This window comes from Mycobacterium sp. NGS67, from assembly GCF_059812185.1.
The window spans coordinates 12824-37850 of the sequence record NZ_JCALCF010000005.1; the positions used below are offsets into that span (position 1 = coordinate 12824).

Below are 25027 nucleotides of genomic sequence, written 5' to 3' on the forward strand. Positions count from 1 at the left end.
GTCAAGGGTTGAGGGTGTCGTCGAAGGGTGCGTCGGGGGCGATCGGCAGGACCTCGATCGCTGCGGAGGCGCACAGCTCGTTGATCAGCGCGGTGGTGCCGCCGATGATGGTGGAGTCGTCATCGATCTCGGTGGCCACACACCAGGTATGGTCGGCCGGCCACATGAAGTGCGGTGACTGGGCGGTGAAGAACGTTGCGTTGTCCCAGCGGCCGATGTGTACGGCCTGCTCGACAGCACCTTGGAACAGGTAGTAGCGGTCGCGGCCGGGCAAGGCGAAGGTGGGACCGGTCAGGTCGAGTTTCCAGTGCGCCGGCGCGGGCGGCGGTGGTGACAGGTCAGGCAGCACGCCGTTGACGGGGCGGTAGGCGGTCAGTGTCACGCCGCTGCCGGCGTGCAGGTTCCCGCATCCTTGCCAGGCCGCGAAAAAACAGTGCTGCGGGTTGGCGGTGTGGCGGGCCAGGACCGCGCACAGCGCGCCGAGCGCGCGGGGGCTCAGGTGTCCCCAGCGCGGCTCGCCCGGGTGCCCACGGCCTCGCTCGGCGTGCTCGGTGGTGAACGGGGCGGGTGAACTGATGTGTGCCCACTGCGCTGAAGGGTGCATGAGGCGGTCGTTGAACCGGGCGATGTCGGCCCAGCGCAGTGTCCCCGGGTAGTCATCGAGAGGGTGGAAGAGCCGGGCGTAGGCCTCGAATCCGGAGCCCACGACGTTGGTGACCCAGTGCGGGCCCCACAGATCCACGCGGGCGGTCAACCAGTCGGCCGGCGCAGGGGAGTCCGCCGGCCGGGGAGGGTGCGGTTCCAGCAACGCTGCGTGGCCGTTAGCCGCGCGGCGGGTTGGGGTCGTTGCCGTAGGAGTTCTTCTGGCGGATCGTTCCGTCAAGGTTGCGGATGGTGTGCTCGACCTTGCGGTCCTGCGCCATTTTTCGGCCGATCGCGGTCTGTTCGGCTTTGGTGCCGCCGGTGTGGGCGGCGCGGCGGCTGCCCTCCACTTTCGACTTCCACACCCCGTCTTCGTTGTAGGTGGTGATGTCGCCTTCGGGCATGATTCCTCCTCGGCTGCCGGGGCTTGCGTGTGCAACATTATTTCAACCGAAAGCCGCGTTGTCTTGTCTTACGGTGACGGCGCAGCGCACCACCCGGGGTCCGTCGGCCCGATACCAACAGATCACTTCAGGAAGCTTCCCTGGTTGAATATGAGTTTGAGGAAGTAGTTGTGTAAGTATTGGGGCCGAAATGTTGTACCGCCGTCGTCGTTGGTTTTATCTATCATGACCAAGATCGGGTTTTCGGATTTGTAGAATACTGCGCGTTGTGCCCCTTTGACGCTTTCGATACCCGCGATATCGCTGGAGTTGGTGATGGCGTCGCGGACGACTGCCTGAAGGTCTTCCGGTGAATTGATTCCGGAAATCTGCCCTTTGTGGAAGCGCTTTCCGACATGCCCGTGCGTGGGAGATGGCGCATAGCGATCGTCGATAGCGAACAAGATTCTTTTGATGTGTTGGTGGATAGCGCGGAAGTCCTCTGCCTGGAAGCCGGTGCGGGTTGAGAGTTCCTGAAGGAAACCGATACTGTGAGTGAAGTAGTCAAGGATTTCCCGTGATGCACAGTCGAACATAAGCAGCGCGTCGCGGCTGAGGTTCCAGCGGACGGTCTGGGTGTCGTTGTCGCTAATCTTGGTTGCCAGCCGCAGTTCACTGGTCGTTGGCGACCTCATTTGGTTTTTCAATGAGGCGAGAATGTCTCGCCTGTCTGCGAGTCGCTGAGCGGCGTTTGGCTGGTTCTCTCCCATCCATATGAATATGTAGTCAAAGGCATGGGGTTGGAAGCCCGTTCGTTCCAGGAAGTCGGCGTTTTCGACGATGTCAAGGACCTCCATCGTCGCAGCGCTGAGAAGCTGACAGTCTTCAAAGGAAATATCGACGATGGCACCATTACCTGATTCCGCTGTCGTTACGAATATCATGCTGAATCTCCTCCCACCCGCCTTCAGACGCAGGCCTACAGATAGCGCCGTTTCCCACGATCGGAATTGCCTCCGCCTGCATCATGAGAAGCTTTCGAGTGCGCGTCTCAACAACCGCCTCTGTTATCGGGCGTCAGCATAACGGCTTGTGGGGCAGCGAGTTTTGGGTTGTTGAGGGCGTCGCGCAAGATGGTGTGGACATCGGTGTTGGCGCGCGCGGCAGTGTCGAGTTGGTCGGCCAGATTGTAGAAGCCGTGAAACATGCCCGGGTAGCAGCGCGCCGTGGTCGGCACGCCGGCGGCGCGCAGCTGGCGGGCGAACTGTTCACCGGCTGCGCGCTGCGGGTCGGCGTGGGCGAGGACCAGATGTGCTGGCGGCAGTGTGCGGAGCTCGGCGAGAAGGGGTGAGGCCAGCGGATTGAGCCGGTCCTGTTCGCTAGCGAGATATTGGTCGCTGAACCAGTGCAGGTGTTCGGCGGTGACGACCGCCGCCCGCGGCGGAGTGGGGGTGGGCGCGGATTGGCGTCGCTGGTCGACGACGGGACAAAGCAGGAGCTGGAAGGCGATGGGAGGTCCGCTGCGGTCGCGGGCCAACAGGCACACGCCGATCGCCAGGTTGGCACCAGCACCTTCTCCGGCTACCGCCACACGGTGCGGATCGCAGCCCATCTGCTCGGCGATGTCAGCAGCCCAGCGGGTTGCCGTCCAGGCGTCCTCCAGCGCGGCGGGAAAGCGGTTCTGGGGGGCCAGGCGGTAGTCGACGGCCATGACGACCGCGCCGACGCCGTTGGCCAGGCGACGGCAATCGGCATCGCGTGACACGGAGTCGCGCAGGACGAAACCGCCGCCGTGAAAGTAGACGATCAACGCGGGACGGGAGTTGGTTCCCGGCGTGGTGTGGGTGCTCAGCGGTTCGTAGATGTGCGCCGCGATATCGCCGTGGCCCTTAGGACCGTGCGCCCTACGACAGTGCACGCGCGCGACTTGGACGTGCCTGCGGGGCGTGCAATTGCCGTGCAGGTGCTGGCGGAGCTCGAACGCGTCGCTGCTGTGGTCAAAGATTAGCGCCCATCGCTCGGACAGCCGTTCCATAAATGGTGTTTCCGCGGATTCGGAGGCGGAGGCCGCGCGGGTCATCGGCGATGTCCGTGGTGGCGCTGCAGCGGTGGTTCTGTCCGGCTACCGGCTGCCTCGGCGCCCGTGGCGGGAATCAAAGTCCGGGAGCGGATCGGCGCATGGCGGTGCGCGCACACATGCCGCCGGCACCGTAGGCGCGGCGTGGTCGGCATGAGCCGGGATCGTATCGCCCGCGCCCTGGTCGCGGTCGCCTTTTGAGGGGACTTCATAGCGCGTTATTGGTCAGAGGTCGATGCCGTAGCTGCGGTCGATGTGGCGGTCTGAGGTGGTGAGGTTGTCGATGTGGGCGGCGGCCTCGGCGATGTCGCGTAGGCGGTCGACGATCTGGGTGCGCTGGCGTAGTAGTTCGACGGCTTGGTCACGGGTGGTGCTGGTTGCGCTGGTGGTGGCGAGGTGGTGTTCGGCGCGTTCGATGGCGGTGCGCGGGGCCGGGTGCGGGTCGGGTTCGGGGGTGCCGAGTTGGTGGGCGGTGGTGGAGCTGTGTTGAAGCGCGGCGATCAGGGTGTAGGCGGGTTGGTGGTGGTGGTCGCCGGTGGTGATGAGGATGAGTTTGGTGTTGGTGGCGGTGGCGGCCGCGGTGAGCCAGTGCAGGTTGTCGGTGCTGAGGTGGTCGGCGTCGTCGACGACAATCAGGCTGCCCAGAGGCAGTTTCAGGGGCGTCTTGCCGAGTGTGGTGCGGGCGCTGTCGATGTGGCCGCTGGCGTCGGCGTAGGGGTGGTGGGCGGCGTAGTCGCGGGCTGTCGGGCTGGCGGTCAGGGCGAGCACACCATGTTCCTGGTCGTGTGCGGTGGCCATGAGCGCGACCAGGGCACCGTGCTTGTCGGCGCCGGGGTGTAGGTGCAGTGCTTGCACGGTGTGGATGTTGGCGGTGATCGCGGTAACAACGCGGCGGTGGGTGTCGTCGAGATCGGCGAGCGCGGTCTCGGGCGGGTAGTAGAGGGCGCCGGGGCTGACGGTGCTGGCGGCCTGCAAGAAAGCGACCTCGGCGCGCAGCGCGTCGAGGTCGGCGGCCAGATCGTAGGCGTGGGCGGGGCGCTGCGCCAGGGCGCGGGCCGCCCCGGCTTCTGCGCGGCAGAGTTGGTCATCGAGGGTGCGGGCGTTTCGGCGGGCGTCGTTAAGGGCGGCGGTGTCGGTGGTGATGGCCGCGGTGCGGCGGGTGTGGATGTGGTGTTCGGTGACGATGCCCTGCGGGCCGCCGGCGGCGTCGAGCAGGGTGGTGCGGGTGTCGTCGAGGCGGGTGCGCGCAGTGTGCAGCGCGACAGTGATGCGCTCGGTGTTTCCGGTGACCTGGTCGCGGTGAGCACGGTAGCGGGCGACGGCACCGTCATCGGCGCGGCCGGTTGCGGCGGTGATCACGGCGTCGAGCTGGTCGAGCAGCGTGGCGTGCAGCGCGGCGGCGTCTTCGGCGTGCACCCACCGGGTGTGGGCGTGGGCCAGCGCCTGGTGCAGGGGCCGCTGCTGGTGGTGGCGGCGGCGCAGGTCGGCGAGTTCGGCGGCGGCGGCGTGTTCGGCGGGTCCACCGCCCCCGCCCAGGATGGCTTTTTCCAGCTGGCGCAGGTGGCGGTAGGCGGCGTCGCGGCGGGCGCGCAGAGCGGGGATGTCAGTGTTCTCGGCCAGCTCAGCACGCAGAGGCCGGTGGTGGGGGAGGTCGTCGAAGTCCAGGCCGGCGAGGTCCTCTTCGGCGAAGCTGTAGGGGTAGTCGGTGGGATCGGGTGGCGGCTCGCCAAGGTCCTCCTCGAGCCCGTAGTGGCCGGTGGCGAACCAGTCGAGTTGGTCGCCGACCGCCTGTGTGTGCTGGGTGTCGGCGGGGTGCGGTACGTCGGGGTCGAGGGTGGCGGCGTGGTGGGTGAGCAGCTCGACGCGGTAGGTCAGCAGGCGCGCGTACTGGTCGGGGCGCAAAGGCTTTTCGGCGTTGATGTCGTGCAGGTGTTCCGCGGCGGCGGCGAGCAGATCAGCCGGGGGCCAGTCGCAGGCGGCCACCGCGGCGACCAGGGACGGCCAGGCGTGGTCGGTGAGGATCGCTTCGGCGACGACGGTGCCGAACAGACCGTGCAGCTGCGGGGCCCACGCCGGTCGCAGGGTGGTGTCGGCGCGATCCAGCGACGGCGGGGCCAGGGTGCCGGCCAGGCGCCACCACAGGGCGGCGGCGGGCATCTCGGACGGGAGTGGGCCGTGCGCGGCTAGGGCGTCGCGCAGCAACGTGTCGATGTCGGCGCCGGCCTGGGCGGCGTCGTTGAAGTGGGTGGCCAGGCGCGGCCAGAACGGGTCTGCGGTGAGATGTCGGTCGTGGTTTTCGGCGAGCTGGCGCCAACGCGCGGCGTCGGTGTTGGCTCGGGTCAGGGCGGCGTCGAGGCGGGCGTTGATGAGCTGTTGGAAGACCTTGGAGCGGTTGGAGTGTTGTTCGGGGCCGGTGATGCGGGTGTCGGCCTGATCGACGCCGTGGGCGGCCCTGAAGACGGCGATTTCGGCCATCAGAGGGTCGCGCTGGCCGAGCAGTGGGCGCGCCCATGCCGGTGCGGTGGCAGCCCCCCACCCGCGGGCGGTGGAGCGTACGGTGTCGGCGAGTTCGGTGACCAGTTCAGTCCGCGCGCGCAGGCACGGACCCCACACGTCATCGTTGCTCAGGGCCGCTGGTGTGGGGTTGAGCCAGTGCAGCGGGGCGGGTTGTGGCGCAGTGGTTTCGCCGCGGATGGGCAGGCGCCAATCCAGGACGGCGGCAGGGTCGACAGCATCGCCGAGTGGGGTGGCTGCGGCGTCGTGGAGGGCGGCGACGGGGTCAGCACCGTGCAGGGCGAGCAGAGCCAGGTTGCGGCGCAGCACCGGCCAGGCCGGGGCGTCGGTGACGCGGGTTCCGAGGCCCGCGGCCGCGGTGTCGATGGCGGCCATGACGGTGGTGCCGGCGCGGTGTTCGGCGCCCGCGGAGAGCGCATCGGCATACATCGCGCACGCTTGGTGTAACCGGGTGAACGGGTCGGCGTCGAGTGCGGCGGCGGTGTGAGCGGAGATTTGTGCGCCGTCGCGGCCGAGAATGGTCGTGAGCACGTCGACGGCGGTCGGCGGGTGGGTGGCTTTGGGCGCCAGGATGCGGTGCGGGTCGGATTCGGCGGTGGAGCCGTAGAAGTGGTTTTCGGTGCAGCCGCGGGTGCCGGCGGTGTAGAACTGCTGGCGGGTGAGCCGGTCGGAAATGACGGTGTGGCAAGTGCCTTCGACGTCGCGCCCACCCGCGGTCATGCCTTGGGCGGCGTTGATGGTGGAGGCGTAGCCCAGGGTGGTGTTGGTGGTGACGTAGCGGGCGGGTAGCCGCACCGTCGTGGCGCGGCCTCGGAGCGGGACGACGGTCAACGAGCCGTCGTCGTGCACGGTGCGGATGGTCCAGCGGTGGCCGTTTTTGACCCAGCCGCCGCGGCTGGTGGTCCGTATCCAGCGGGCGTTCTTGCGGGTGGCGATGATGTCGCCGGCCGAGGCGGTCAGCCCATCAGCGAGGGTGACGGTCGCTGCGGCTTTGGGTGTGCTCGCGTCGGTGCCGGCGGCGGTGAGACGGTCCAGTCGGGCGCGTTCGTTGAGGTGGGCGACTAGCTCGTTGGTGGGAGCCAACAGGATCGAGTCGCGCCCGGCGGCACGGTCGGCGGCCCAGGCGTCGTAGGCCATGTCCGCGGCGTGTTGATCGGCGCCGACATGGACACGGCCGTGGTCGATGTAGAAGCCGATGCCGGCGGGGTCACCGTTGCGGATGGCCAGGCTGGCGGCGGCTTCGGCGTGCCCGGTTTCGGGGTGGGTGAAGCGCACGACGGTGCTCAGGGTGACCGCATTGTGGCGCTGCGCCAGATCGCGCAGGATGCCGCCGGCCGAGATCGACGCCAACTGCTCATCGTCGCCGATGAGGCGCACGCTGGCACCGCGCGCTTCGGCACAAGCGCGGAGGGTGTCCAGGTCGGCGGTGGAGGCCATTCCGGCTTCGTCGACGATGAGCAAACTGTCGGCGTTGATGGTGTCGAACCATCGGCGGGCGGGGTCGTCGTGGGGGGCTTCGGGTTGGTCTGCCCGGGTGCCGGTGAGCTGCACCAGTTTGGCGAGGGTGTCGGTATCCGAGCCGAGGTCTTCGGCCAGGACTTCGGCCGCTCCGGCGGTGGGGGCCAGGCCGATCACGGTGCCGCCGCTGGTGCGCCAGGCTGCCGCGAGGGCGGCCATGGCGGTGGTTTTGCCGGTGCCTGCGGGGGCGAGCGCGAGTTGTACGCGGGCCCCGGAGGTGGCCATTTCGCGGACCATGGCAATTTGTCCATCGTTGAGGGCCACACCGGTGTTGGCGTGGGCTTCCAGCAGCGCCACTTCGATGCTGTCGGCGTCGATGACACGGCCGTCTGTGCGGGCGGCGGCGGCCAGGATGCGCCGCTCAGCGGCCAGGATGGCCTCGCTGGTATGCAGGGTGGTGTCGTGGCGGGTGTACACGCTGGAACCGTCGGCGCGGCGCAGGGCGGCGGGTTCGTGTTTGTCGGTGTCGGCGTGGCTGGTCAGGACCAGACTGTGCCCGCGCAGGGCGGCCGTGACGATGCGGTCGACCAGTTCAGGTCCGCCAGGGTGATCGGCGTAGCGCAGCTGGCGGTGGGCTTCGGCGCGGACGTGGTTGATGGTCCAGGTGGCGCGATGCTCGGAGACGGTGTCGATGACGTGAGCGGCCTGCTGGTGTACCCAGCTGTCGGTGATCGGGACGTGGTGTGCCGGTGCGTGATTGGTGACCGCGGCGACCATGTTGCTCAGCGCGCGCTGGCTGCCCAGGACCTCGACGGCTTGCACGCGCCAGGTGTGGCGCTGCTCGGCCAGGGAGCGGGGTTCGTGTTTGGCTTGCCGTGTTTCCAGGGTGGCTTGCTGAGTCAGGGCGAGCATCTCGGTGGCGGTGGGTTCGCGGCCGTGTTCGGTGTGGAACCCTTTGGCCAGCTCGCCCACCCGGTGGTCGATGGCGGCGCTGCGTGAGGAGTATTTCTCGTTGAGTTCCTCGGGGATGCCGTCGATTTCACGCACGGGTCGTTTACCGCGCCGGGACTGCCGCGCGGTGAACCGCACCCGCAGTTTTTCGACCAGCAACGCTTCGATGCGGGTGTTGTAGAACTCCGAGGCCGCGACCGCGGCACGGTGCAGTGTCGCGCCGTCCAACGCCATCCACCGGCCTATTCCGTCGGGGCCGATGACGTGGACCTTGTTGCTGACTGCGGCGTGGGTGTGCAGGTTGGGGTCCCCAGCCCGGGAGTCGCGGTGATCGAAAGCGGCCACGATCAAACCGGTGGTGTCGACCTGGGCGATGCCACCGGCTCCCATGCGGGAGAACGCGGCGTTGTCTTCAAGGAATTCCAGGGTCTCCTCCACCGCCTGGCGGTGGCAGTCCTCGATCGCGGCGGCGATCGGCGGTGCCCCGATGGCCCACAGCGTGGAGACCGATTTGACCGGGGTGAAGGTGAGGTCATAGCCGGCCACCGCGGTCGATGCCGAACGGGAATTGGCGGCGATGAAACCGGACAGTTCCCGCGCGTCTGCTGGTGGGCGAGCGTAGGTTTGCGTGAATAATTCCTGCCCGACGGCGGTGCGCAGCCGGGCCCGGATGTCGGGGGCGATGCTGGCTGAAACGTCGGCGCCGAGGGTGAGGTTGTAGTCGCGGTAAACCTCGCGAAGCCTGGTGACGAACCGGTTTTCTTTGCCATCGACATGGAAAGGCCGGCCCAGCCGCGCGGCCATACTCGCCCCGGCCGCACCGGCGCCCAGCTTCGTCAGAAGACCGGTGATTTGTTCGGCGTTGGGATGTAAACCCTCGCCGAAGAGCGCCTTCATCTGCTCTTCGCCGACCTGCGAGCCAGCCTGCACGCCCCAGTACTTGGCGACCAGCGGGTCACAGGCGTAGCGGGCCAGCGGAGTGGCCAGTGCCGCCAGGCCGCGGCCCATCCACCGGCCCGGGGATTCCCCCTTTTCGGTGTAGTACTGCGCCAAAGTGGGGCGGCCCCGCTCGGTGGCATCAGAGGCGGCGACTTGGCGGATCAAATAGAGATAGCCGTCGCCGGCGGTCAATTTATGTAAGCCCATCACTGCGTCATCACCTGAACCTGAAACTAGGGGCGGCCCCGCCCCCAGATAACGGCCGTTACCGAACCGTTACCTGAGTGCAAGAGGTGTGATGTTCGGCGGTAGGGAAAGATTAGGGCACCCTAAGTGCCGTTCGGGGCGGCGGTGAGTGATCGGGTGCGAAGCCCGGTGATGGGTGCGGTCGGAAGATTTTTGGCTTGCGTTGCGGCGCTGGGGGGTTGGTGGGGCTTAGCGTGTGATCCATGGCGAACACAGTGATCAGCAAGCAGGCCCGCCGCGCAGCGCGCGAGGCCGCCAGCGCCGCCCAGGACGACGTGGTGCGCCGCACCCGGGCCAACGTCGAGGATCTGGGACGGTATTTCTCCGCCCGCGAGCGCGTCGAGGCAGTGGACGGCTGGCTTGCGGCGCGCCAGCAGGTGTTGCGCGAGGACGCCGAGCGCCGCCGCGGCGCGCAGCGCGTGGTGTGCGGGCAGGCGCTGGCCGCGATGCGCGATCGGGGGGAGCCCCTGCGTGAGATCGCGCGGATGGCCAAGCTCTCCGAAAAGCAAGCTCGCGAACTGATTCGGGAAGCCGAGGCTGCCGGGCAGAATGCCGCGCCGCCGGCCGCGGAGGAGTCGGCAGCGGCGGCGCAGCCGCCGGCCGATGACGACGCGGCGGCACAACCAGCCGCTGTCCCTGCCGGCGGTGCCGTCGAGGCGAACGGGGCGGCGGCAGACACGATCCGAAGCGTGGCCGCTGTGAAGGCGCTGGCGCCGTCATCGGCGACGGCCTAAGAAGGTCCGATGTCGGTGTCCGCGGCGAGGATGGGTGCGGGTGCGGCAACCGGGCCGCGCGTAGGCATCGAAACGCAGTGGGGTCATGGGACGTTCGCAACCGCTACAGCTGGTCGTTGATCCGGTCGCGCATGCCGAGGAGCTGGCGCGCTTTGCCGCCCACGTGGTGCGCGGCCCCGGAGCGGAGGATTGCGCGATCTGGACCGGCGCGGTGGGAACCGACGGCTACGGCAGGAACCGAGCGGAGTTGCATCTGGTGAAGCATTGCGCCACTTCGCGATAACGGTGCGTGCGTGGCGGATCGATGGAAGCAAGGAAGATCATGCCACGATCGGATGCGGCCGGAGCTGCTTAAATAGGGATTGCTTCTAACGCAGTTATGTTGCATCCTATGCAACGTGGCAGATAGAGTCGATTTGGCAGGCGCGTCGCACCTTGTGCTCGTGCCGGGGGTTCGTCATCTCGATCCGGAGTCGGCGGTGTTCGAGGCCATGCTCGAGGGGTGTGCGCTGCAGCAGCGGACCCGATTTCTGAAGGCCGCAACGATCAGTTCACGACTGAGGCTGGCGCGGCGGGTCACCGAGTTCGTCAACGAGTATCCGTGGGATTGGCGGTCCTCCGACGTGGAGGCGTTCATTGACAGTTGTCTAAACAGAGCGGAGCCGATTGTGGTCTCGACCGCTCGGCTGTACGAGACCACGCTGCGAATGTTTCTGCAGTACGTGAGCGACCCCCGCTATGGCTGGACGGGCGAATGCCTGCAGCGCTTTGGTGTGGCACCGTCGCAGGTTCTGCACGAGTGGAACACCATCGTGCATGTCACCGAGTACGAAGGGGACCCGCGCCGACGTCCGTTGACCTATGACGAGATCCAGGCACTGTTCGATGCCGCTGATGGTCGGGTCGAGGAGATCCGTGCCCGCCGGTGCAAGGGAGGATTGGCGGCGATGCGAGATGCGGCCTTGCTGAAAACCATCTACGCGTTCGGACTTCGGCGCCGGGAAGCATGGGGGCTGGATCTTGCTGATCTGCGCCACAACCCGAAAGTCCCCGCGTTCGGGCGCTACGGCGGCCTGTTTGTCCGTTGGGGCAAATCCTCGCGGGGTAGTCCGCCGAAGCGGCGCACTGTGCTCACCGTTCCGGAGATGGATTGGATCGTCCCGGTCGTCGAGCAGTGGCGCAACGAAATTCGGCCGGCCTTGGGCGTCGGAGCCCATCCGGCGTTGTGGATGACCGAACGCGCCAGCCGTATCTCTATGCGCCGCATCGACGAAGCGTTCACCACCGCCCGTGATTCCGCCGGGCTTGACCCGTCTCTGAGTCTGCATTGCCTGCGCCACTCGTATGTCACTCATCTGATCGAGTTCGACTATCCGGAGAAGTTCGTCTCCACCCAGGTCGGACACACCTACGCGGCCACGACCGGGATCTACACCGGCGTCTCCGACGAGTACCGCAACCGGCTGCTGCAGCGCGCGCTCGACCGACATCCCGAGCTGTGGGAGACCTAGCGATGAAAAAGATGAGCTATCAGTGGAATCTGCGCAAGATCATGGCCACCCGCGACATGTTCGCCACCACCGATCTGGTGCCGCTGCTTGCAGAGCGCGGCATTCACCTCTCCCGCGAGCAGGTGTTCCGCCTCGTTACCACGACACCGCAACGCCTCAGCCTCGACACCTTGGCCGCGCTGTGCGACATCCTCGACGTCGGCGTCGAGGATCTCATCGAAATCACGGCGACTAGCGCCCAAGTCGCCAAGACTGTCGGCGAGACGAAAGCGGCTGCACCGCCGGCGGTTCGGCGGACCACCATTCGGCGCCCTAACGGGCTATGACGCGCCGGAAACATCACACCGCGGAGAACAGGCCGGCGGACATCGCGGCGATACTGGCGCCGCGACTTCCCGACGCGAGCACCGAATTGCTGACCGCCCAGATTGCGGGTTTGAGGCTGTTACCGGCGCATGCTGCCGGGCTCGCGGAATACCTCCAGGCCCATCCTGATGCATTGACCTCCGGTGAGGCCACCGGGCCTTCAGCACTGCGCGCTCTTCTCGATGTCCTGGCCGTCGAACACCCTGGCGTGCAACGGATGCGCTGCCACCGGTGCGGAGCACAAAGAGCCCTGCCGTACCGCCGGGATGGCGCGAGTATCTGTGGCCGCTGTTATACGCAGACGCATCGCAAGATGTGCGTGCGTTGCGGGGAGGTGGGTCAGCCGGCCTTCCGTGAAGGCGGTGGGATCGTGTGCATGCGCTGCCAGGCTCGCGATCCCGCTCGCAAGCATCCTTGTGCGCGATGCGGCACGATCGCGCGTGTCGCGTATCGCATCGACGGCCAGCCGCTGTGCCAGACATGCGGGCCCCGCAAGCTCTACACGTGCTCGTCGTGCGGCCGGGAGAACCAGCGCGCCCACGCACTGACCGTCCATGGACCGATCTGCCCTTGCTGTTATCACCGCGGCCGGGAACACGAGTGTGTCCAATGCGGGCGCACAACATCGGAGGCCCGAGTAGCTGACCGGATCGCCGGCACGTGGATTTGTAACCGCTGCTGGGTGCCTCCGACGACGACTTGCAGCGAATGTGGCCGCCTCAGGCCCTGCGTGCGAGGGAGCGCGTCGGGGCAGCCGATATGTTCGACGTGCCGCTCTCGTCGACGTCGCCCACGAACATGCGCGATCTGCGAGCGCACCGCCGCGATTCAGACCACGCTGCCACTCGGGCCAGTCTGTGTGCCCTGCTACCGGCAGCTGCGGCGGTCTCCGGCGCCTTGCGCCAGCTGCCAGCAGATCCGGCCCTTAGTCGGTGTCAGTGATGGCGGTGGCTCGGTCTGTGGCCCGTGCTCGGGCGACGGCCGCAACTGGATCTGCAACGACTGCGGACAGGTCGATCTCCTCGTTGGCGGCGCCCACTGTTTGGCGTGCACCGCGAAAGCGCGCGTCCGCGAACGGCTGGCCGGCCCCGACGGCCAGATCATGACCCAACTGGAGGGTGTCGCGACGTTTCTACTGCAGGACAACACTCCAGAACGGACTCAAGAGATCCTCCATGGCTCCGGGTGGATTCAGCTGCTAGGTGACCTCGTGGCCATAGGTAACCCGATCACCCACCAGGTTCTCGACGAACTCCCGCAGGACAACCGCGTCGGACACCTGCGCGACATTCTCGTGCACGCCGGGGCCCTCGACGCTCAAGCTGAGGGCCTCGAATCGCTTGGGCCGTGGCTGAAGAGCTTCCTCGCCCGTCTATCACCGAAGACCGCTCAGCTGCTGCGCCCCTACGCTTCCTGGTCCGTGTTACCGCGTACGCGACACCGTGCAACACGGCTGGGGATCACAGCGAGCGCCCCGAGGTACGCCAGAGCGCGGATCGAAACTGCAGAACACTTCTTGACCTGGCTCGAGGACAACGACCGAACCCTCGCCCACGCCACCCAACACGACGTCAATACCTGGATCGGGCTGGGAGCAAGTACCCGTCGCCGGGTACGGGACTTCCTGAGATGGGCCCACGCTCGCGGCCTTAGCGCGGATCTACAGGTTCACTGGCTGGGCCGGGAAGGCCTACCGGAAAACGTCCTCGGCGACGACGAACGCTGGACATTACTCCGGCGGTGCCTGCACGATTACAAACTTGCGCTGCGAGTGCGCGTGGCTGGCGCCCTCGTGCTTCTCTACGGTCAAATCCCCTCCCGCATAGTCGAACTGACCGTCGATAGAGTCACCACCACCGAAACCGACACCTACCTGGTCCTGCGGGACCAGCCCGTCCTTCTCCCGCCGCCGCTTGCCGCGCTGACACTCGAGCTCGCAGCTCGCAGCACCCACGAGCAGTCGACGACCTCGAGGACGGGAACCCCGGCATGGCTGTTCCCCGGCGCCCGACCGGGCTCCCACTTCTATGGGGGCCGCCTTTCGACCTCGCTCAACAAGAACGTCGGTATTTTCGTCCGCCCGGCCCGCGGCGCGGCGCTCAGCGCGCTCGCCGCCGACCTACCGGCTCCGGTCCTCGCTGACCTGATCGGGCTGTCCATCGCCACAGCGACGCGATGGGGCGCACTCGCCGCCCGGGATAACGCCGAGTACGTCGCCGCGCGTATCGAGTCGCATCCGTGGCGAAAGTCGGTGTCCGAGTGACCAGCCCCGCGTTGTCGGAGTCCACACGTACCCTCGCCGGTAACAGCTCAAATCAAGCGCGACAGTGAAGGCGATAATGGCGATCACGGGCACTCCGCTACCGCTGCATGAGCTTTCCGTCGGCGCCCGCTCGGCAAGTGTCGAGCAGCTCGTCCTGATCGGGCAGCCGCGACCAATCCGCGTTCCGGAGCGCCGATGGCGGTCCTGGCTCGATGACCCCGAGGTCGTCGCCCGGTTCGAAAGCAAGCGCTACAAGCGCGCCGGTGATCTGTGCTGGGTCTGGATCGGTGGGGTGTCCTCGACGGGTCACGGTTCCTTCCGGGCCGCCAGCCTGCCCGGCCCGACGAGACGCGGCACCGTCCCTGCCCATCTCTTCGCCTATCAGCTGGCCTACGGTGTGATCCCACGGCTCGGGTGGTCCATTGCCGAGGATGCCGTGATCTGTCACCAGTGCGATTTCGCCGGGTGTACGAACCCGGCGCACATGCAGCTCGGGACAAACACTACTAACCGGGCCGAGTATTTGACTCGACGGAGAAACCACGCCAGCCCGCTAGCGGACGTACGCGGTGCTGCCGGGCGCACGCGCGCCATCGCGGCCGCCGTCCGAAGCGGACTTGCCAACCAAGAGGACGCCGTCAGCATCGAGGCCCGGATTCGGTCAGCCGAAGGGGCCGGGCGTCCCTTCACGCTGTGGTGACGGCCAGCACCGTCGCGAAGCTTCGATCCGCCGCCCTCTGCGGAATCGACCACCGAATAGAAAGATTCGTGGTCGCCGCAAACCTGTAGCCAGGTACCGAATGCAAGGCCAGCGAAGGTGCTACTCGAAGTTCGAACCCGGCCGTATCGCCGAGCTGACGGGACCGGGGATTGTCGGCGATTGGGCCGATTTCTGCTTGACTCGGCACTTGGGTACAGGGTTCATGCTGGCGGTGTGAGCGAGCGAGATCGCCAGACCGGCTCAGGTCAACACCGCAGTCCCGCGGTAGGACGAACGCGGCGGCTTACATTCCGAACGGCAGCCAGCGGGCGCCTTCTGGGCGCCGCGGCCGCGGTGATGGTGATGGGGGCGATCGCAGCGTGCGGCCCCGCCGCTGATACGAATCCTCCCGCCTCGCAGGGAGTGAATGCCCCGAGCCCGGCCCCGGCCGCCCTGACCACCATCGACGGGCGGCAGGTCTCGGTTCCCGGCAGCGCCCCGATCGCACTGTTGTTCTTTTCCTTCAGCTGCGGCGAGTGCGTCGGCGGCGGGAAATCCCTGGCGCAGGCCCAGGCGACCGTGCAGCAGACCGGCAGCAAGGCCGGGTTCCTGCTGGTGGACATGGACCCCCAGGAGTCCCCGCAGGACGCCGCCCACTTCCGCGAACAGATCGACGGCAAGAACCTGCCCGCCGTCATCGACACCGGCGCAACCCTGTCGCGCACCTACAAGATCAGCGCACCGACCACCGTGATCGTCGTCGACCCGGCCGGCAAGGTCACATACCAAGGCCACGCCCCCTCCGCCGATCAGATCCTCGAGCAACTCGACAAAGCAGCCGGGAAGTGAACGGCCTGCTCGTCCTCGCGTTCACGGCCGGGATGCTCGCCCCGGTCAACCCGTGCGGGTTCGCGCTGCTACCGGCGTGGATCACCCACACCCTGGGCGAGACGGATACGTACCCGCTGCCGGTCCGACTGACCCGGGCGCTGCGCACCGGTGCCGCGCTGACGGTCGGGTTCGCCGGCACCCTGGCCGCCGCCGGGCTGGCCATCAGCGCCGGCGCCCGGGCCCTGATCACCGCCATGCCCTGGCTGGGGCTGGTCCTCGGCCTGGTCTTGGCGGTTCTCGGTGCCGTCATGCTCACCGGCCGCAGCCTGTCGCTGCACCTATCCATCCCGGGCGGCAACCGCCTGGCCTCGGGTCCGCTCGGTGTGGGGGCGGTGATGTTGGCAGGTGTCGGCTACGCGGTCGCATCGCTGTCGTGCAGCTTTGCTGTTCTGGTGGCGGTCATCGCGCAGGCCCAGACCGCCGCGAGTTACACGGGGCTGCTCGCGGTGTTCGCCGCCTACACGGGCGGCGCCGCGGCGGTGCTGCTACTGGTGTCGATCGCCGCCGCGGTGACCGGGTCGCTGCTCAGCCGACGCCTCGGCGCACTGGCCCGCTACGGCACGCGCATCACCGCGGTCGTGTTGCTGGTCACCGGCGTCTACCTGGCCTGGTATTGGATACCGGCCGCTGCGGGTAACGGAGCCACCGGCAGCACCGCGGTGGCCCGGTTCTCCGCCGTGGTCACCACGTGGCTGCAAGGCCACACCAGCACCGTCGCCGCCGTGGCGCTCGGCGCCGTCCTGGCCGCCGCGGCTGGTGCCTGGCGATACCGCAGATCCACCCTCTACCGGTCTGAGCCGACACTGACCGCCGATTCTGCCGCGTCGGGGTGCTGCGGCCCGGAAAACACCGTGCACGACCCGGCGGGGGTTCACGCTGTGGGTGACCGCGGCCCGGATGGCGTGCCGCCGTCAGGTGATTGGCAGCAGCGCGGTGATGCGTCGTGAGAGGGGAGCTGGGATGGCGCAGCGGTACGACACCCTGGTTCTCGGTGGTGGCATGGCCGGTTTGCCGTTGGCGCTGCGCGCCGCCCGCCACGGTCGGGTCGCGTTCGTCGAGAAGGAAAACCTCGGCGGAACCTGCCTGAACCGCGGTTGCATCCCGACCAAGACGATGATCGCCTCGGCCGCGGTGGCTCAGCAGGTTCGCCGGGCCGCCGAGTTCGGCGTGCACACCGCGGGCCCGGTCAACGTCGACCTGTCGGCGGTCGTCGCGCGCAAGAACGGGATCGTCGACCCTATTCGGGCGGGTTCCTACCGCACGGTCGAGAAGGTCGATGGGATCGACTTCTACCCCGCCGCAGGGATATTCACCGCATCCCACCACCTCAGTGTTGACGGCACCAATCTGGTCGCGGACAAGATCTTCCTGGCCACCGGGCTGCGTGCCGCCATCCCCGCCATCACCGGGCTGGAAGCCGTCCCGTACTACACCTCCCGCACACTGCTTGATGCCACCGAGCTGCCGATCCACCTTCTGGTGGTGGGCGGCGGCTACGTCGGCTGCGAGTTCGCGCAGATGTTCGCCCGCTTCGGCTCAAAAGTCACCGTGATCCAGCGTGCCCAGCGACTGCTGCCGGCCGAGGATCCCGAGATCTCCGCGGCGGTGGCCGCCGGCATGACCGCCGACGGCGTCACTGTGCTGACCGGCACCACCTGCACCGAGGCCGCCGGCGCGGCCGGAGACATCCGGCTGGGCTGCACCGGCGCCGAACGCGGCGAGATCACCGGCAGCCACCTGCTGATCGCGGCCGGCCGTATCCCCAACACCGACAAGTTGGGTCTGGAACACCTGGGGCTGCAACCGGATCCAGGCGGGTTCCTGCCCGTGGACGAGACGCTGCGCACCGAGGCGGAGGACGTGTGGGCACTGGGCGATCTGCGCGGCGGCCCGATGTTCACCCACACCGCCCGCGACGACGCCAACATCATCTACCGCAGCGTGTTTCGCGGCGAGGATCGCAGCACCACCGGCCGGGTGGTGCCGCATGCGGTGTTCACTGACCCCGAAGTCGGCGCGGTCGGGCTGACCGAGCCGGCCGCCCGCGCCGCCGGATACGACGTGATCATCGGACGCCAGGACTTCACCGGTGTCGTCAAGGCCCGCGCCATCGGCAACACCCGCGGCCTGGTGAAATTCGTCGCCGACGCGCAAACTGACCGCATCCTGGGCTGCCACATTGCCGGGCCCGACGCCGGCGACCTGGTCCATGAGGCCGTCATTGCCATGACCTGCGGCGCCACCTACACCCAACTCGCCGCCGCCATCCACATCCACCCCACCCTCGCCGAGGGGGTCAACACCGCCGCCGGCGGTATCCACCGCGAAATCGGCACCTAGCGCCGGTCGCCTTGACTTGGTAGTTGGGTACAGGGTTCATGCTGGTGGGGTGAGAACCAGCGAGGTCGCCGCGGCGGCCCACGTCAACACCCAAACCCTGCGGTATTACGAACGCCGCGGCTTGCTACCCCAACCGCAACGCACCCCCTCGGGATACCGGGCCTACACACTTGACGCGGTGCGGGTGGTGCGGTTCGTCAAACGAGCCCAACAACTCGGGTTCACCCTCGATGACATTGAGGAACTGCTGCATCTGGCCGATGGTGGCCCCGCCTCCTGTGACGAGGCCAAGACGATGGCCCGCGCCCGCATCGCCGACCTGCAGCACCGCATCGCCGACCTCGCCGGCATGCGGGATGCGCTCACCCGGCTGGTCGACACCTGTGATCAGCCCCGTGCCCAGCGGGACTGCCCGATCCTGCACGACATCCAAACCGCCGCCACCACACCACCTTCCACCAACCAGGAGTGACCGCATGCGAATCGAACTACTCACCGCGCCGAATTGCCCGCATGCCGCGCCCGCCCGACAGGTCATCACCGACTGCCTGACCGGCCTGGGCGTCGACGTGGCGATCATCGACCGGGTCGGTCGCTACCCCTCCCCAACAGTTCTCGTCAACGGTGTCGATGTGATGCGCCCCGAGGCCGCGCCTCCGGTCGGTGACGCATGCCGACTCGATCTGCCCACGCCGCAACGCGTGCTGGACGCACTGCGCGCCCACACAGCGGATCACGTCCAAACCCCGTCACAGTCAACGCAATTATGATGGCCGAGCAGCCCGCAATGACGGTCGGGGACCTGGCCCGCCGCACCGGGGTATCGGTCAAAGTGCTGCGGCGACAACAGGACCTTGGCCTGATCTACACCCGCGGCCGCAGCCCCGCCGGATATCGACTGTTCGATGAGAACGCCTTGTGGTGCGTGCGTATCGTGCGCGCTCTGCGCGACCTTGGACTCACCGAAGCCGAGATTCAACAACTCGCCGAAACCTGCGACACCAACCCTGGGCTGGTCGGGCCGCCCCTGGCCGCGCTACTGCAACGTTCCCGGGCCCGCATCGACGCACGCATCCACGAGCTCGAGCAGCAACGCCACCGCATCGACACGTTCGCCCACCGCTACCGCGAGGCGCTTACCGGACACGGCGCGTGCGGGACGCCCGATCCGTGGGGACCCGATCCCGCCGAATCCAGCGGCGCGGCTTGACTCTCCCACCGGTGGCAGACCCGACGATCGATACCGGAACAACAATGCAGCACGCAGAAGGGGACCCGATATGACCGCCGATGCCGACCGCTTCGCCAACACCGTCGCCGACACCCTGTTCGGCCCCGACACGCAGACTGGCAGGCACCTGATGCGCACCGCGGTGCGGTTGCTCGCCCACGGCAACCCGGTCACGATCACCGAACTCTCCGCGGCCGCCGGCGTCGAGGTCGCCGACCTGACAGATGCGCCCGCCGGCCAAGACATCGAATACGACGACCAGCACCGCATCATCGGGTGGGGACTGACGCAGAACCCCACCCCACACACCTACATCGTCGACGGTCACCACCTCTACACGTGGTGCGCCGCCGACACCCTGCTGTTCCCGGCGATCCTCGACCGCCCCGCACAGATCGAATCACGCTGCCCGACAACCGATACCGTCATTCGCCTGACCGTCGACCCGCAAGCCGGGGTCACCGAACTAACGCCGGCCACCGCCGTGATCTCGATTCCCGGCTCCCAGGAGATGGATACCACCCGGGTGCGCGCCACGACATGCCACCCGGGTCGCTACTTCGCCACCGCCGAGGCCGCTCAAGACTGGCTCGGCGCGCACCCCGACGGGACTGTGCTACCCGTCGCCGATGCTTACCCACAGCTGCGCCCCATCAGCAACCAGCTCCTCGACTAGCCCGAAGTTCCCCCAGCCGCAACGCCAACACGCTGACAGCCAAGCTGAGCATCCGCGACCGATGCGGGCGGACACCGCGGTGATTACGCTGCGGTCCAGGTGATCTGCGGTGGCCGCACGCGCGCGCACAGCGGATTGCCCTTGGCGTCAGTCAGACCGAGTGTGCCAACAGCCCTGACTTCGCGGCCGATTCGAGGACGCCGGTGGGCACGGCATCAAGCATCAGCTTCGCGCGCCGAAACAGGGGTGAAGCGGCCGCCATCATCGACGGTGCCCCAGCTCAGGTAGATGAAGCGTCCACCCGGGGGTCCCTGAATATAGGGCCCACGCACGTCTGTGCCGTCCACAACGCAGTCGAACGTCCACACCGCGGTTGCAGCGTCGCCCGGATGCAGATCCAACAATTCATCTCGGCGGTTCTTGCGCTGCACGCCGACGTGGATGTTGGAATAGCCCGGAAAGTCGCCGCTCGCTCCACATTCGCGGCCCGGCAGCTGCGTCCCGACAATCCGGATTCGCACACACCCATCATCCCGCAATACCGACCCGCTTGACGCACCTACACACGTGTAGATAACTCGCCATCCGCCGTCCGAACCGCACCAACTCAGACCATGAGTAACAGTCCCAAGCACCCCAAAGGCCTTACAGACAACGGACGGAATACCGCACGTTTCGAATAAGTACCCTCTGCCAGTCTTCTGGGTCGGGCGCGGGTCGGACCGGATCATGGTGCGCCCGAACCGGTATGCGCTGGCGGCCGCATTGGAAGGCGAACCGTTGGCACCGTGGGTGCGCGCTCTGCACGGCTGCGACAACCCGGCGTGTGTGCGGGTGAGCCTGCCCGGCGAGGTTGGGTTGCTGCACATCGTGGGCGGCAGCCAGCGCGACAACATGGTGATGATGGCGCGGGCGGGCCGGGGCGGCGGGCGCGTGCCGATCCGGCAGGGCGACAACGGTCTTCGGGCGCGCCGCGAGCGGGCGGTGGCGTTACGCGAAGCGGTGCGCCACGGGTGGGACGGCGAGGCGGTGGCTGCGGCGTTGCTGGGGTCAGGAGATCCCACGTTGTGGTGAACCAGCGCTGGACGGTGCATCAAGGGGGGTGTCCGACCACAATCCCGTCGGGTGGGTCCGTGGTCGGGCACCCCCGGGGACCGCACGTTACCAGTGCAGGTTCCACCCGGGTCCGGGGTGGCTGAGGCGGTAGTGGAGGCGGTCGCGCGCCCAGGCCCCGAAGTTCTGCGAATTGGCTGTGGTGCGTTCGGATTCGACGGTCAGCGTAGGCAGCGGTGTGCGCCGCCACCCGGTGTGGTCGGCGACCAGATCGGTGTGGGCGAGGTATTCGCGCTTGTCGAGGTTGCACAGATAACCTCTGCCGGTCGACACGGTTGCCTCGCCGAGTGGTCTGTTCGGTGCTACGCCGTCGGCCACGAGTCCGTCGAACCGCACGAAATGGCGGTCCTCGACAAGGAAGTACAGAGCGGCCTGGTGCCCGGGATCGGGGTCGGCGCAGTCACCGGCCCAGACCAGACGCAGACCGCCGTCGAGAGCCAGCAGCGTGAGCACCGCAGACATCAGCGGGGCGTCGGCGCGGGTGTGCCCGGCCAGCTTGAGGCCCGAACCATAGTCGGCGGGGTCCAGCGCGCAGACGATGTGCCCGGCGGTGTTGAGAAAGGTCGGGGTGAAGTACTCGCCCATGAGTTCGGCTCCTTTCGGTGTCGGGGTTTCAGCGGACAATGCCGGCGGTCAGGGTGGCGGCGGAGATCGGCTTCCATCCGATTGGGGCGACTACCCAAGCGGTTTCACCGGTAACGACGACGTCGCCCACGGACAGGCTGCGGTGCCCGGCCAGGCGGTAGCGCAGCGCCCAGATGTGTTCGGGGTCGTCGATGTTGAGCTGTTCGAAGACCACGTTAAGGGCGGCGTCGACGACGGCGGATCCGGTGAGGTGCTCGGGGAGCTCGAGGTCGAAGCTTTCGGCCATGCGCAGTTGCGCGGTGGTCTCGTCGAATCCGAAGAAGCGGGCGTGGGCGTTGTTGAGGTAGACGGTGGTCCGCAGAGTGGTCATGGGAAGGCCTTTTCGTGGAGGGTTGGTGTGCCGGTCGGCACGGGGTGTGGGCAAGCGGGTGAGGGTGGGCTGTCAACCCCGAAGAGTCCGGTGGTGGGGCCGGCGGATTTGTCGCCCGCGAGCGTCAGCGAGTTGGTAGGGCGGCAAATGTCCTCCGCCGCCGGCGCCACCGGCGGGCGTGGGTGGACAGCTCGGGCCCCCGCCCGGTTAGCGTGTGCGCCCCGTCGAGCGGCAAATCAAGGTGAGTGGCTACGGAGGTGGCCGCCGCTGAGGCGGCCCGCCCGCGCGCCGTCAGGCGCGGCGGTGAGGCCGGAAGAAAAAAGGGGCCCCGGCCAACCCCGGTGTGGGGAGCTGGCCGGGCCCGGGCGGGTCGGGTTAGAGCGTCTGCAGCATCCGGAAGGCTTGGGCTTTGAGCGAACTGGTGCTGGCCGCGCTGGCGATGTTGCGCAGCGCGCGGGCGGTGGCCGCGTCACTGCTGGTGCGGGCACCTCGGACCGGGACGTGATGGTCGAGGTATTCGGTGACGGCGTTGTAGGCCGCCCACCGGGTTCCGGCGATCGGGGTGAGGGTCGGCGAGGACGTCCACAGCTTCACGATGCCGCCCGCCCGTTCGCGGCGGTGCCGGCGGGTGGCGGTGCTGGTTGCGGCGTCGACCTCGAACAGTTGGTGGGCGAAGTCGCGGACTTGATCGGTGTCCATCGCGCGGGCATACAGCGCGGCCGCTTCGGCCTCGAACGCCTGGGTGTAGCGCCAGGTCAGTTTGAGTGCGTTGCGGGCCTCCAGGATGGCCGCCCTGGCGCCTCCGGTGTGCCGGATTCCCCAGCTGGCTTTGGCATCCCGCAATGCGGCGGTTTGGGTGTTGGCGCACACGATGCGGATCGGGGTGATGAGGAAGGTGAACTTCGAGGACCCGTCGTGGGAATTGAGCGCTGCCAGATAGAGCTCGGTGCGGTCTTTGGTGCCGTCGCGGCCGTCGAAGACGATCGCCTCGGGCAGCTTCATGGTGACGAAGGTTTCCCGTCCGCCGCGCAACGCTCCGGCGGTCTCGAAGTGCGCGCCGCTTTCGTCGACGAGGGCGTCGAGCAGATCGCAGGACGCCTCGTTTTGGACGGGCTCATACTTGCTGCCCACGACGCCGAGGACGTCCAGGCGGCCGTTGATGGGGTTGGTGCGCACGGTGGCGTAGAAATCGGGCACCGCCAGGGGTTCGGGTGCGGTGACGCCGTGTTCGTCGATGACGGGGGCCTGGGGCACCTGCAAGGCCATCTTGCGGACGTTCCAGCCGGCCAGTTGGGCGGCGTCGAGGGCTTCGCGTGCGGTCATGGTGTGGCCGACGGATTGGCCCAGTCGGTGCCAGTGGTCGCTGCGGGAGTTAGCGAAGGACGCGATGCCGCCGGTGATGTCGAGTTCGTGTGCCATGAGAGGTGTTCCTTTCGGGAAACGGTGTTGTGGTGCGCCGGTCGGCGCAGGGGTGCTTGCAAGCGGGTGGGGGTAGACGGTCAACCCCGAAGAGTCCGCGGCGGGTGCTCGCCGGGTTTTCGGCCCGCGCCCGCCCGGCGCGCAGCGACACGGGGCGGGCTGGCATAGGGCCGAAAACGGTCACTCGGGACGGCGATGCCCGACCGTGGGCGTGGGTTGAGCGGACGGGCCCCCACCCGGTTACCATTCGCGCCCTGCTGACAGGCAAAGAAGGTGAGTAGCTACGGATTACGCGACGCCACGGGCGGCAGCGACAGGGGTTTCCTACGGCGGCTGGCCGGTGTGGGGCCGGAAGAAAAAAGGGGCCCGGCCAACCCCCGGGTGTGATGGGTGCTGGCCGGGCCGCGGGTAGATCGGGTTCAGGTCAGGCCTGCGGCGACCAGGGCACGCCGGATGGCGGCCAGGTCGGCGATGGTGTCGTTGATCATGGCCCAGGTTTGCCAACCGTGCAGGGCGGCGTCGACGTCGGCGTGTGCGACGCGGGGGCGGGTGAGCGCTTGGGTGCGGCCGTGGTCGGGGCGGCGGGTGTCGTCGATGACGGCGACGAGTTGGCCGGTCCCGTCGAACAGCCGCGGGTCACCGGGGGGTGCCCAGTTGAGTTGGAATCGGAGCTGGCGGGCGATGTTGTCGGCCGGGTCGACGAAGTCGAGGGCCAGTCCGTAGTCGATGTCGGGCATGAGAGATCTCCTTGAAGGGGTTGGGGTACGGGGAAACCCGGCCCGCCGAGGAGTGGCGGGCCGGGCTGTGAGGTCGTCGGTGAGTGCTAGGCGGCGCGGCGGCGGTGGTGATCGACCAGGGTGTCGATGGCGTCGTCGAGGACGTCGTGGTCGGTCGGGCGGTGGTCGTCGATGGTGGTGGTCCACAGCGGGTCGTCGGCGTCGTCGAGTTCGTCGCCGGTGGCGGCGGCCAGGCGGTAGGTGTGGCCGGCGGCGGCCGCGGACCAGGCCCACTTGTTTTTGGGCAGGGCGTGGAAGGTGAGGTCGCCGGCGCGGACTTTGAGGATCCGGGTCACCGGGGGTGTGTGCAGGTCCGGTGCGGTGGCTTCGACGGCGGCGAGTTGGCCGTGGTCGTCGGTGGCCAGCAGGATCAGGCGGTGCCCACCGGTGGCGGTGCGTTCGTGCACGGTGGTCAACGCGATGTCACCGTGGTTGTGGGCGGCGATGCGGGTGATTCCGTAGGCCTGCTCGGCGATGCGGCCCGCGGCCTCGTCGCACAGGTTGAATGCATGCTCGAATTCTGAGATCTCCATGGTCGTGTTCTCCGTTCGCTCAACGTGATTGGCTGCGCCGGTCAGCGCTAGGGGTGCGGTCAATCGGTCGAGGGTGGGCTGTCAACCCCGAAGAGTCCGGTGGTGGCGTCGGCGGATTTTCGGCCCGCGAGCGGCAGCGAGCTTGGTAGGGCCGGAAATGTCCTCCGCCGCCGGCGCCGCCACCGGGCGTGGGTTGACAGGTCGGGCCCCCGGCCGATTAGGCTGCGCCCCCTTGCTGACGGCAAGAAGGTGAGGGGCTGCGGATTACGCGACGCCACGGGCGGCAGCGACAGGGGTTGCCTTCGGCGG

25 protein-coding genes and 1 pseudogene are annotated in these 25027 nt (G+C 67.8%); 14 read left to right on the top strand and 12 right to left on the bottom strand.

Annotated features, from left to right (window positions below):
* Position 1 precedes the first annotated feature (1 nt).
* The 5 genes from AC5Y4D_RS05690 to mobF form a co-directional block, all read right to left on the bottom strand.
* Entirely contained in the window at positions 2 to 808 is an 807-nt protein-coding gene (locus AC5Y4D_RS05690; protein ID WP_500036637.1) for a hypothetical protein, read from the bottom strand.
* 13 nt (positions 809 to 821) lie between these two features.
* On the bottom strand, positions 822 to 1046 hold the full coding sequence (locus tag AC5Y4D_RS05695) for a DUF2188 domain-containing protein (protein ID WP_500036638.1): 225 nt from the start codon (positions 1044 to 1046) through the stop codon (positions 822 to 824).
* Positions 1047 to 1168: 122 nt separating this feature from the next.
* Positions 1169 to 1969, bottom strand: a complete 801-nt coding sequence (locus tag AC5Y4D_RS05700) for a hypothetical protein (RefSeq protein WP_500036639.1) — start codon at positions 1967 to 1969, stop codon at positions 1169 to 1171.
* A gap of 107 nt (positions 1970 to 2076) precedes the next feature.
* The gene (locus tag AC5Y4D_RS05705; RefSeq protein ID WP_500036640.1) at positions 2077 to 3060 is read right to left on the bottom strand and encodes an alpha/beta hydrolase; all 984 of its coding nucleotides are present in this window, start codon (positions 3058 to 3060) and stop codon (positions 2077 to 2079) included.
* Between the two features lie 267 nt (positions 3061 to 3327).
* Positions 3328 to 9171: a MobF family relaxase gene (gene mobF / locus AC5Y4D_RS05710; protein WP_500036641.1), complete on the bottom strand. Its 5844-nt coding sequence runs from the start codon at positions 9169 to 9171 to the stop codon at positions 3328 to 3330.
* A 242-nt stretch (positions 9172 to 9413) separates the two neighbouring features.
* On the opposite strand from mobF, the gene AC5Y4D_RS05715 reads away from it, so the two are divergent.
* From AC5Y4D_RS05715 to merB, 13 genes are all read left to right on the top strand, one after another.
* Positions 9414 to 9944, top strand: a complete 531-nt coding sequence (locus tag AC5Y4D_RS05715; RefSeq protein ID WP_500036642.1) for a hypothetical protein — start codon at positions 9414 to 9416, stop codon at positions 9942 to 9944.
* 85 nt (positions 9945 to 10029) lie between these two features.
* Positions 10030 to 10227, top strand: a complete 198-nt coding sequence (locus AC5Y4D_RS05720) for a hypothetical protein (protein WP_500036643.1) — start codon at positions 10030 to 10032, stop codon at positions 10225 to 10227.
* 115 nt (positions 10228 to 10342) lie between these two features.
* Positions 10343 to 11455: a tyrosine-type recombinase/integrase gene (locus tag AC5Y4D_RS05725; RefSeq protein WP_500036644.1), complete on the top strand. Its 1113-nt coding sequence runs from the start codon at positions 10343 to 10345 to the stop codon at positions 11453 to 11455.
* Positions 11456 to 11457: 2 nt separating this feature from the next.
* Positions 11458 to 11781, top strand: coding sequence for a helix-turn-helix domain-containing protein (locus AC5Y4D_RS05730; RefSeq protein WP_500036645.1), 324 nt, complete (start codon positions 11458 to 11460; stop codon positions 11779 to 11781).
* 1142 nt (positions 11782 to 12923) lie between these two features.
* Positions 12924 to 14084 carry a hypothetical protein gene (locus tag AC5Y4D_RS05735; protein ID WP_500036646.1) on the top strand — a complete coding sequence of 387 codons (1161 nt, stop codon included), beginning with the start codon at positions 12924 to 12926 and terminating at the stop codon, positions 14082 to 14084.
* A gap of 76 nt (positions 14085 to 14160) precedes the next feature.
* Positions 14161 to 14784 (top strand): hypothetical protein, encoded by a 624-nt coding sequence (locus tag AC5Y4D_RS05740; RefSeq protein ID WP_500036647.1) that lies wholly within the window; start codon positions 14161 to 14163, stop codon positions 14782 to 14784.
* A 423-nt stretch (positions 14785 to 15207) separates the two neighbouring features.
* Positions 15208 to 15633 carry a TlpA family protein disulfide reductase gene (locus tag AC5Y4D_RS05745; RefSeq protein WP_500036648.1) on the top strand — a complete coding sequence of 142 codons (426 nt, stop codon included), beginning with the start codon at positions 15208 to 15210 and terminating at the stop codon, positions 15631 to 15633.
* Positions 15630 to 16622, top strand: a complete 993-nt coding sequence (locus AC5Y4D_RS05750; RefSeq protein ID WP_500036649.1) for a cytochrome c biogenesis CcdA family protein — start codon at positions 15630 to 15632, stop codon at positions 16620 to 16622. Before AC5Y4D_RS05745 ends, AC5Y4D_RS05750 begins: the two co-directional genes overlap by 4 nt.
* A gap of 13 nt (positions 16623 to 16635) precedes the next feature.
* Complete coding sequence (locus tag AC5Y4D_RS05755; RefSeq protein WP_500036650.1) at positions 16636 to 18015, top strand: dihydrolipoyl dehydrogenase family protein; 1380 nt, start codon at positions 16636 to 16638, stop codon at positions 18013 to 18015.
* Between the two features lie 49 nt (positions 18016 to 18064).
* Positions 18065 to 18487 (top strand): MerR family transcriptional regulator, encoded by a 423-nt coding sequence (locus AC5Y4D_RS05760; protein ID WP_500036651.1) that lies wholly within the window; start codon positions 18065 to 18067, stop codon positions 18485 to 18487.
* A gap of 4 nt (positions 18488 to 18491) precedes the next feature.
* Positions 18492 to 18785: an alkylmercury lyase gene (locus AC5Y4D_RS05765; protein WP_500036652.1), complete on the top strand. Its 294-nt coding sequence runs from the start codon at positions 18492 to 18494 to the stop codon at positions 18783 to 18785.
* Positions 18786 to 18802: 17 nt separating this feature from the next.
* Complete coding sequence (locus AC5Y4D_RS05770; protein WP_500036653.1) at positions 18803 to 19225, top strand: MerR family transcriptional regulator; 423 nt, start codon at positions 18803 to 18805, stop codon at positions 19223 to 19225.
* Positions 19226 to 19295: 70 nt separating this feature from the next.
* A complete protein-coding gene (merB, locus tag AC5Y4D_RS05775; RefSeq protein ID WP_500036654.1) occupies positions 19296 to 19922 on the top strand; it encodes an organomercurial lyase MerB in 627 nt (208 codons plus the stop codon).
* An 83-nt stretch (positions 19923 to 20005) separates the two neighbouring features.
* Here merB and AC5Y4D_RS05780 read toward each other — a convergent pair.
* Together AC5Y4D_RS05780 and AC5Y4D_RS05785 are read right to left on the bottom strand one after the other, a co-directional pair.
* A pseudogene (locus AC5Y4D_RS05780) lies at positions 20006 to 20187 on the bottom strand (DUF5990 family protein).
* Complete coding sequence (locus AC5Y4D_RS05785) at positions 20138 to 20443, bottom strand: DUF5990 family protein (protein ID WP_500036655.1); 306 nt, start codon at positions 20441 to 20443, stop codon at positions 20138 to 20140. The pseudogene AC5Y4D_RS05780 and the gene AC5Y4D_RS05785 overlap by 50 nt, the downstream one beginning before the upstream one ends.
* Before the next feature lie 208 nt (positions 20444 to 20651).
* Between AC5Y4D_RS05785 and AC5Y4D_RS05790 the strand changes: the two genes are divergently transcribed.
* Positions 20652 to 20996, top strand: coding sequence for a hypothetical protein (locus tag AC5Y4D_RS05790; RefSeq protein ID WP_500036656.1), 345 nt, complete (start codon positions 20652 to 20654; stop codon positions 20994 to 20996).
* A gap of 87 nt (positions 20997 to 21083) precedes the next feature.
* Here AC5Y4D_RS05790 and AC5Y4D_RS05795 read toward each other — a convergent pair whose 3' ends face one another.
* The 5 genes from AC5Y4D_RS05795 to AC5Y4D_RS05815 all read right to left on the bottom strand — a co-directional run bounded on the left by AC5Y4D_RS05795 (position 21084) and on the right by AC5Y4D_RS05815 (position 24781).
* Entirely contained in the window at positions 21084 to 21620 is a 537-nt protein-coding gene (locus AC5Y4D_RS05795; protein ID WP_500036657.1) for a hypothetical protein, read from the bottom strand.
* 28 nt (positions 21621 to 21648) lie between these two features.
* Positions 21649 to 21990: a hypothetical protein gene (locus AC5Y4D_RS05800; RefSeq protein ID WP_500036658.1), complete on the bottom strand. Its 342-nt coding sequence runs from the start codon at positions 21988 to 21990 to the stop codon at positions 21649 to 21651.
* A gap of 375 nt (positions 21991 to 22365) precedes the next feature.
* On the bottom strand, positions 22366 to 23409 hold the full coding sequence (locus tag AC5Y4D_RS05805; RefSeq protein WP_500036659.1) for a DUF932 domain-containing protein: 1044 nt from the start codon (positions 23407 to 23409) through the stop codon (positions 22366 to 22368).
* A 419-nt stretch (positions 23410 to 23828) separates the two neighbouring features.
* Positions 23829 to 24146, bottom strand: a complete 318-nt coding sequence (locus AC5Y4D_RS05810; RefSeq protein WP_065045145.1) for a hypothetical protein — start codon at positions 24144 to 24146, stop codon at positions 23829 to 23831.
* Between the two features lie 86 nt (positions 24147 to 24232).
* Positions 24233 to 24781, bottom strand: a complete 549-nt coding sequence (locus AC5Y4D_RS05815) for a hypothetical protein (protein WP_500036660.1) — start codon at positions 24779 to 24781, stop codon at positions 24233 to 24235.
* Between the last annotated feature and the right edge of the window lie 246 nt (positions 24782 to 25027).

What these genes read in the sequence shown, in the direction of transcription:
- AC5Y4D_RS05695 (WP_500036638.1), bottom strand. Translation starts at nt 1,046, where the DNA reads ATGCCCGAAGGCGACATCACCACCTACAACGAAGACGGGGTGTGGAAG.
- AC5Y4D_RS05700 (WP_500036639.1), bottom strand. Translation starts at nt 1,969, where the DNA reads ATGATATTCGTAACGACAGCGGAATCAGGTAATGGTGCCATCGTCGAT.
- AC5Y4D_RS05705 (WP_500036640.1), bottom strand. Translation starts at nt 3,060, where the DNA reads ATGGAACGGCTGTCCGAGCGATGGGCGCTAATCTTTGACCACAGCAGC.
- mobF (WP_500036641.1), bottom strand. Translation starts at nt 9,171, where the DNA reads ATGGGCTTACATAAATTGACCGCCGGCGACGGCTATCTCTATTTGATC.
- AC5Y4D_RS05715 (WP_500036642.1), top strand. Translation starts at nt 9,414, where the DNA reads ATGGCGAACACAGTGATCAGCAAGCAGGCCCGCCGCGCAGCGCGCGAG.
- AC5Y4D_RS05720 (WP_500036643.1), top strand. Translation starts at nt 10,030, where the DNA reads ATGGGACGTTCGCAACCGCTACAGCTGGTCGTTGATCCGGTCGCGCAT.
- AC5Y4D_RS05730 (WP_500036645.1), top strand. Translation starts at nt 11,458, where the DNA reads ATGAAAAAGATGAGCTATCAGTGGAATCTGCGCAAGATCATGGCCACC.
- AC5Y4D_RS05735 (WP_500036646.1), top strand. Translation starts at nt 12,924, where the DNA reads ATGACCCAACTGGAGGGTGTCGCGACGTTTCTACTGCAGGACAACACT.
- AC5Y4D_RS05740 (WP_500036647.1), top strand. Translation starts at nt 14,161, where the DNA reads ATGGCGATCACGGGCACTCCGCTACCGCTGCATGAGCTTTCCGTCGGC.
- AC5Y4D_RS05755 (WP_500036650.1), top strand. Translation starts at nt 16,636, where the DNA reads ATGGCGCAGCGGTACGACACCCTGGTTCTCGGTGGTGGCATGGCCGGT.
- AC5Y4D_RS05765 (WP_500036652.1), top strand. Translation starts at nt 18,492, where the DNA reads ATGCGAATCGAACTACTCACCGCGCCGAATTGCCCGCATGCCGCGCCC.
- AC5Y4D_RS05770 (WP_500036653.1), top strand. Translation starts at nt 18,803, where the DNA reads ATGACGGTCGGGGACCTGGCCCGCCGCACCGGGGTATCGGTCAAAGTG.
- merB (WP_500036654.1), top strand. Translation starts at nt 19,296, where the DNA reads ATGACCGCCGATGCCGACCGCTTCGCCAACACCGTCGCCGACACCCTG.
- AC5Y4D_RS05790 (WP_500036656.1), top strand. Translation starts at nt 20,652, where the DNA reads ATGGTGCGCCCGAACCGGTATGCGCTGGCGGCCGCATTGGAAGGCGAA.
- AC5Y4D_RS05795 (WP_500036657.1), bottom strand. Translation starts at nt 21,620, where the DNA reads ATGGGCGAGTACTTCACCCCGACCTTTCTCAACACCGCCGGGCACATC.
- AC5Y4D_RS05800 (WP_500036658.1), bottom strand. Translation starts at nt 21,990, where the DNA reads ATGACCACTCTGCGGACCACCGTCTACCTCAACAACGCCCACGCCCGC.
- AC5Y4D_RS05805 (WP_500036659.1), bottom strand. Translation starts at nt 23,409, where the DNA reads ATGGCACACGAACTCGACATCACCGGCGGCATCGCGTCCTTCGCTAAC.
- AC5Y4D_RS05810 (WP_065045145.1), bottom strand. Translation starts at nt 24,146, where the DNA reads ATGCCCGACATCGACTACGGACTGGCCCTCGACTTCGTCGACCCGGCC.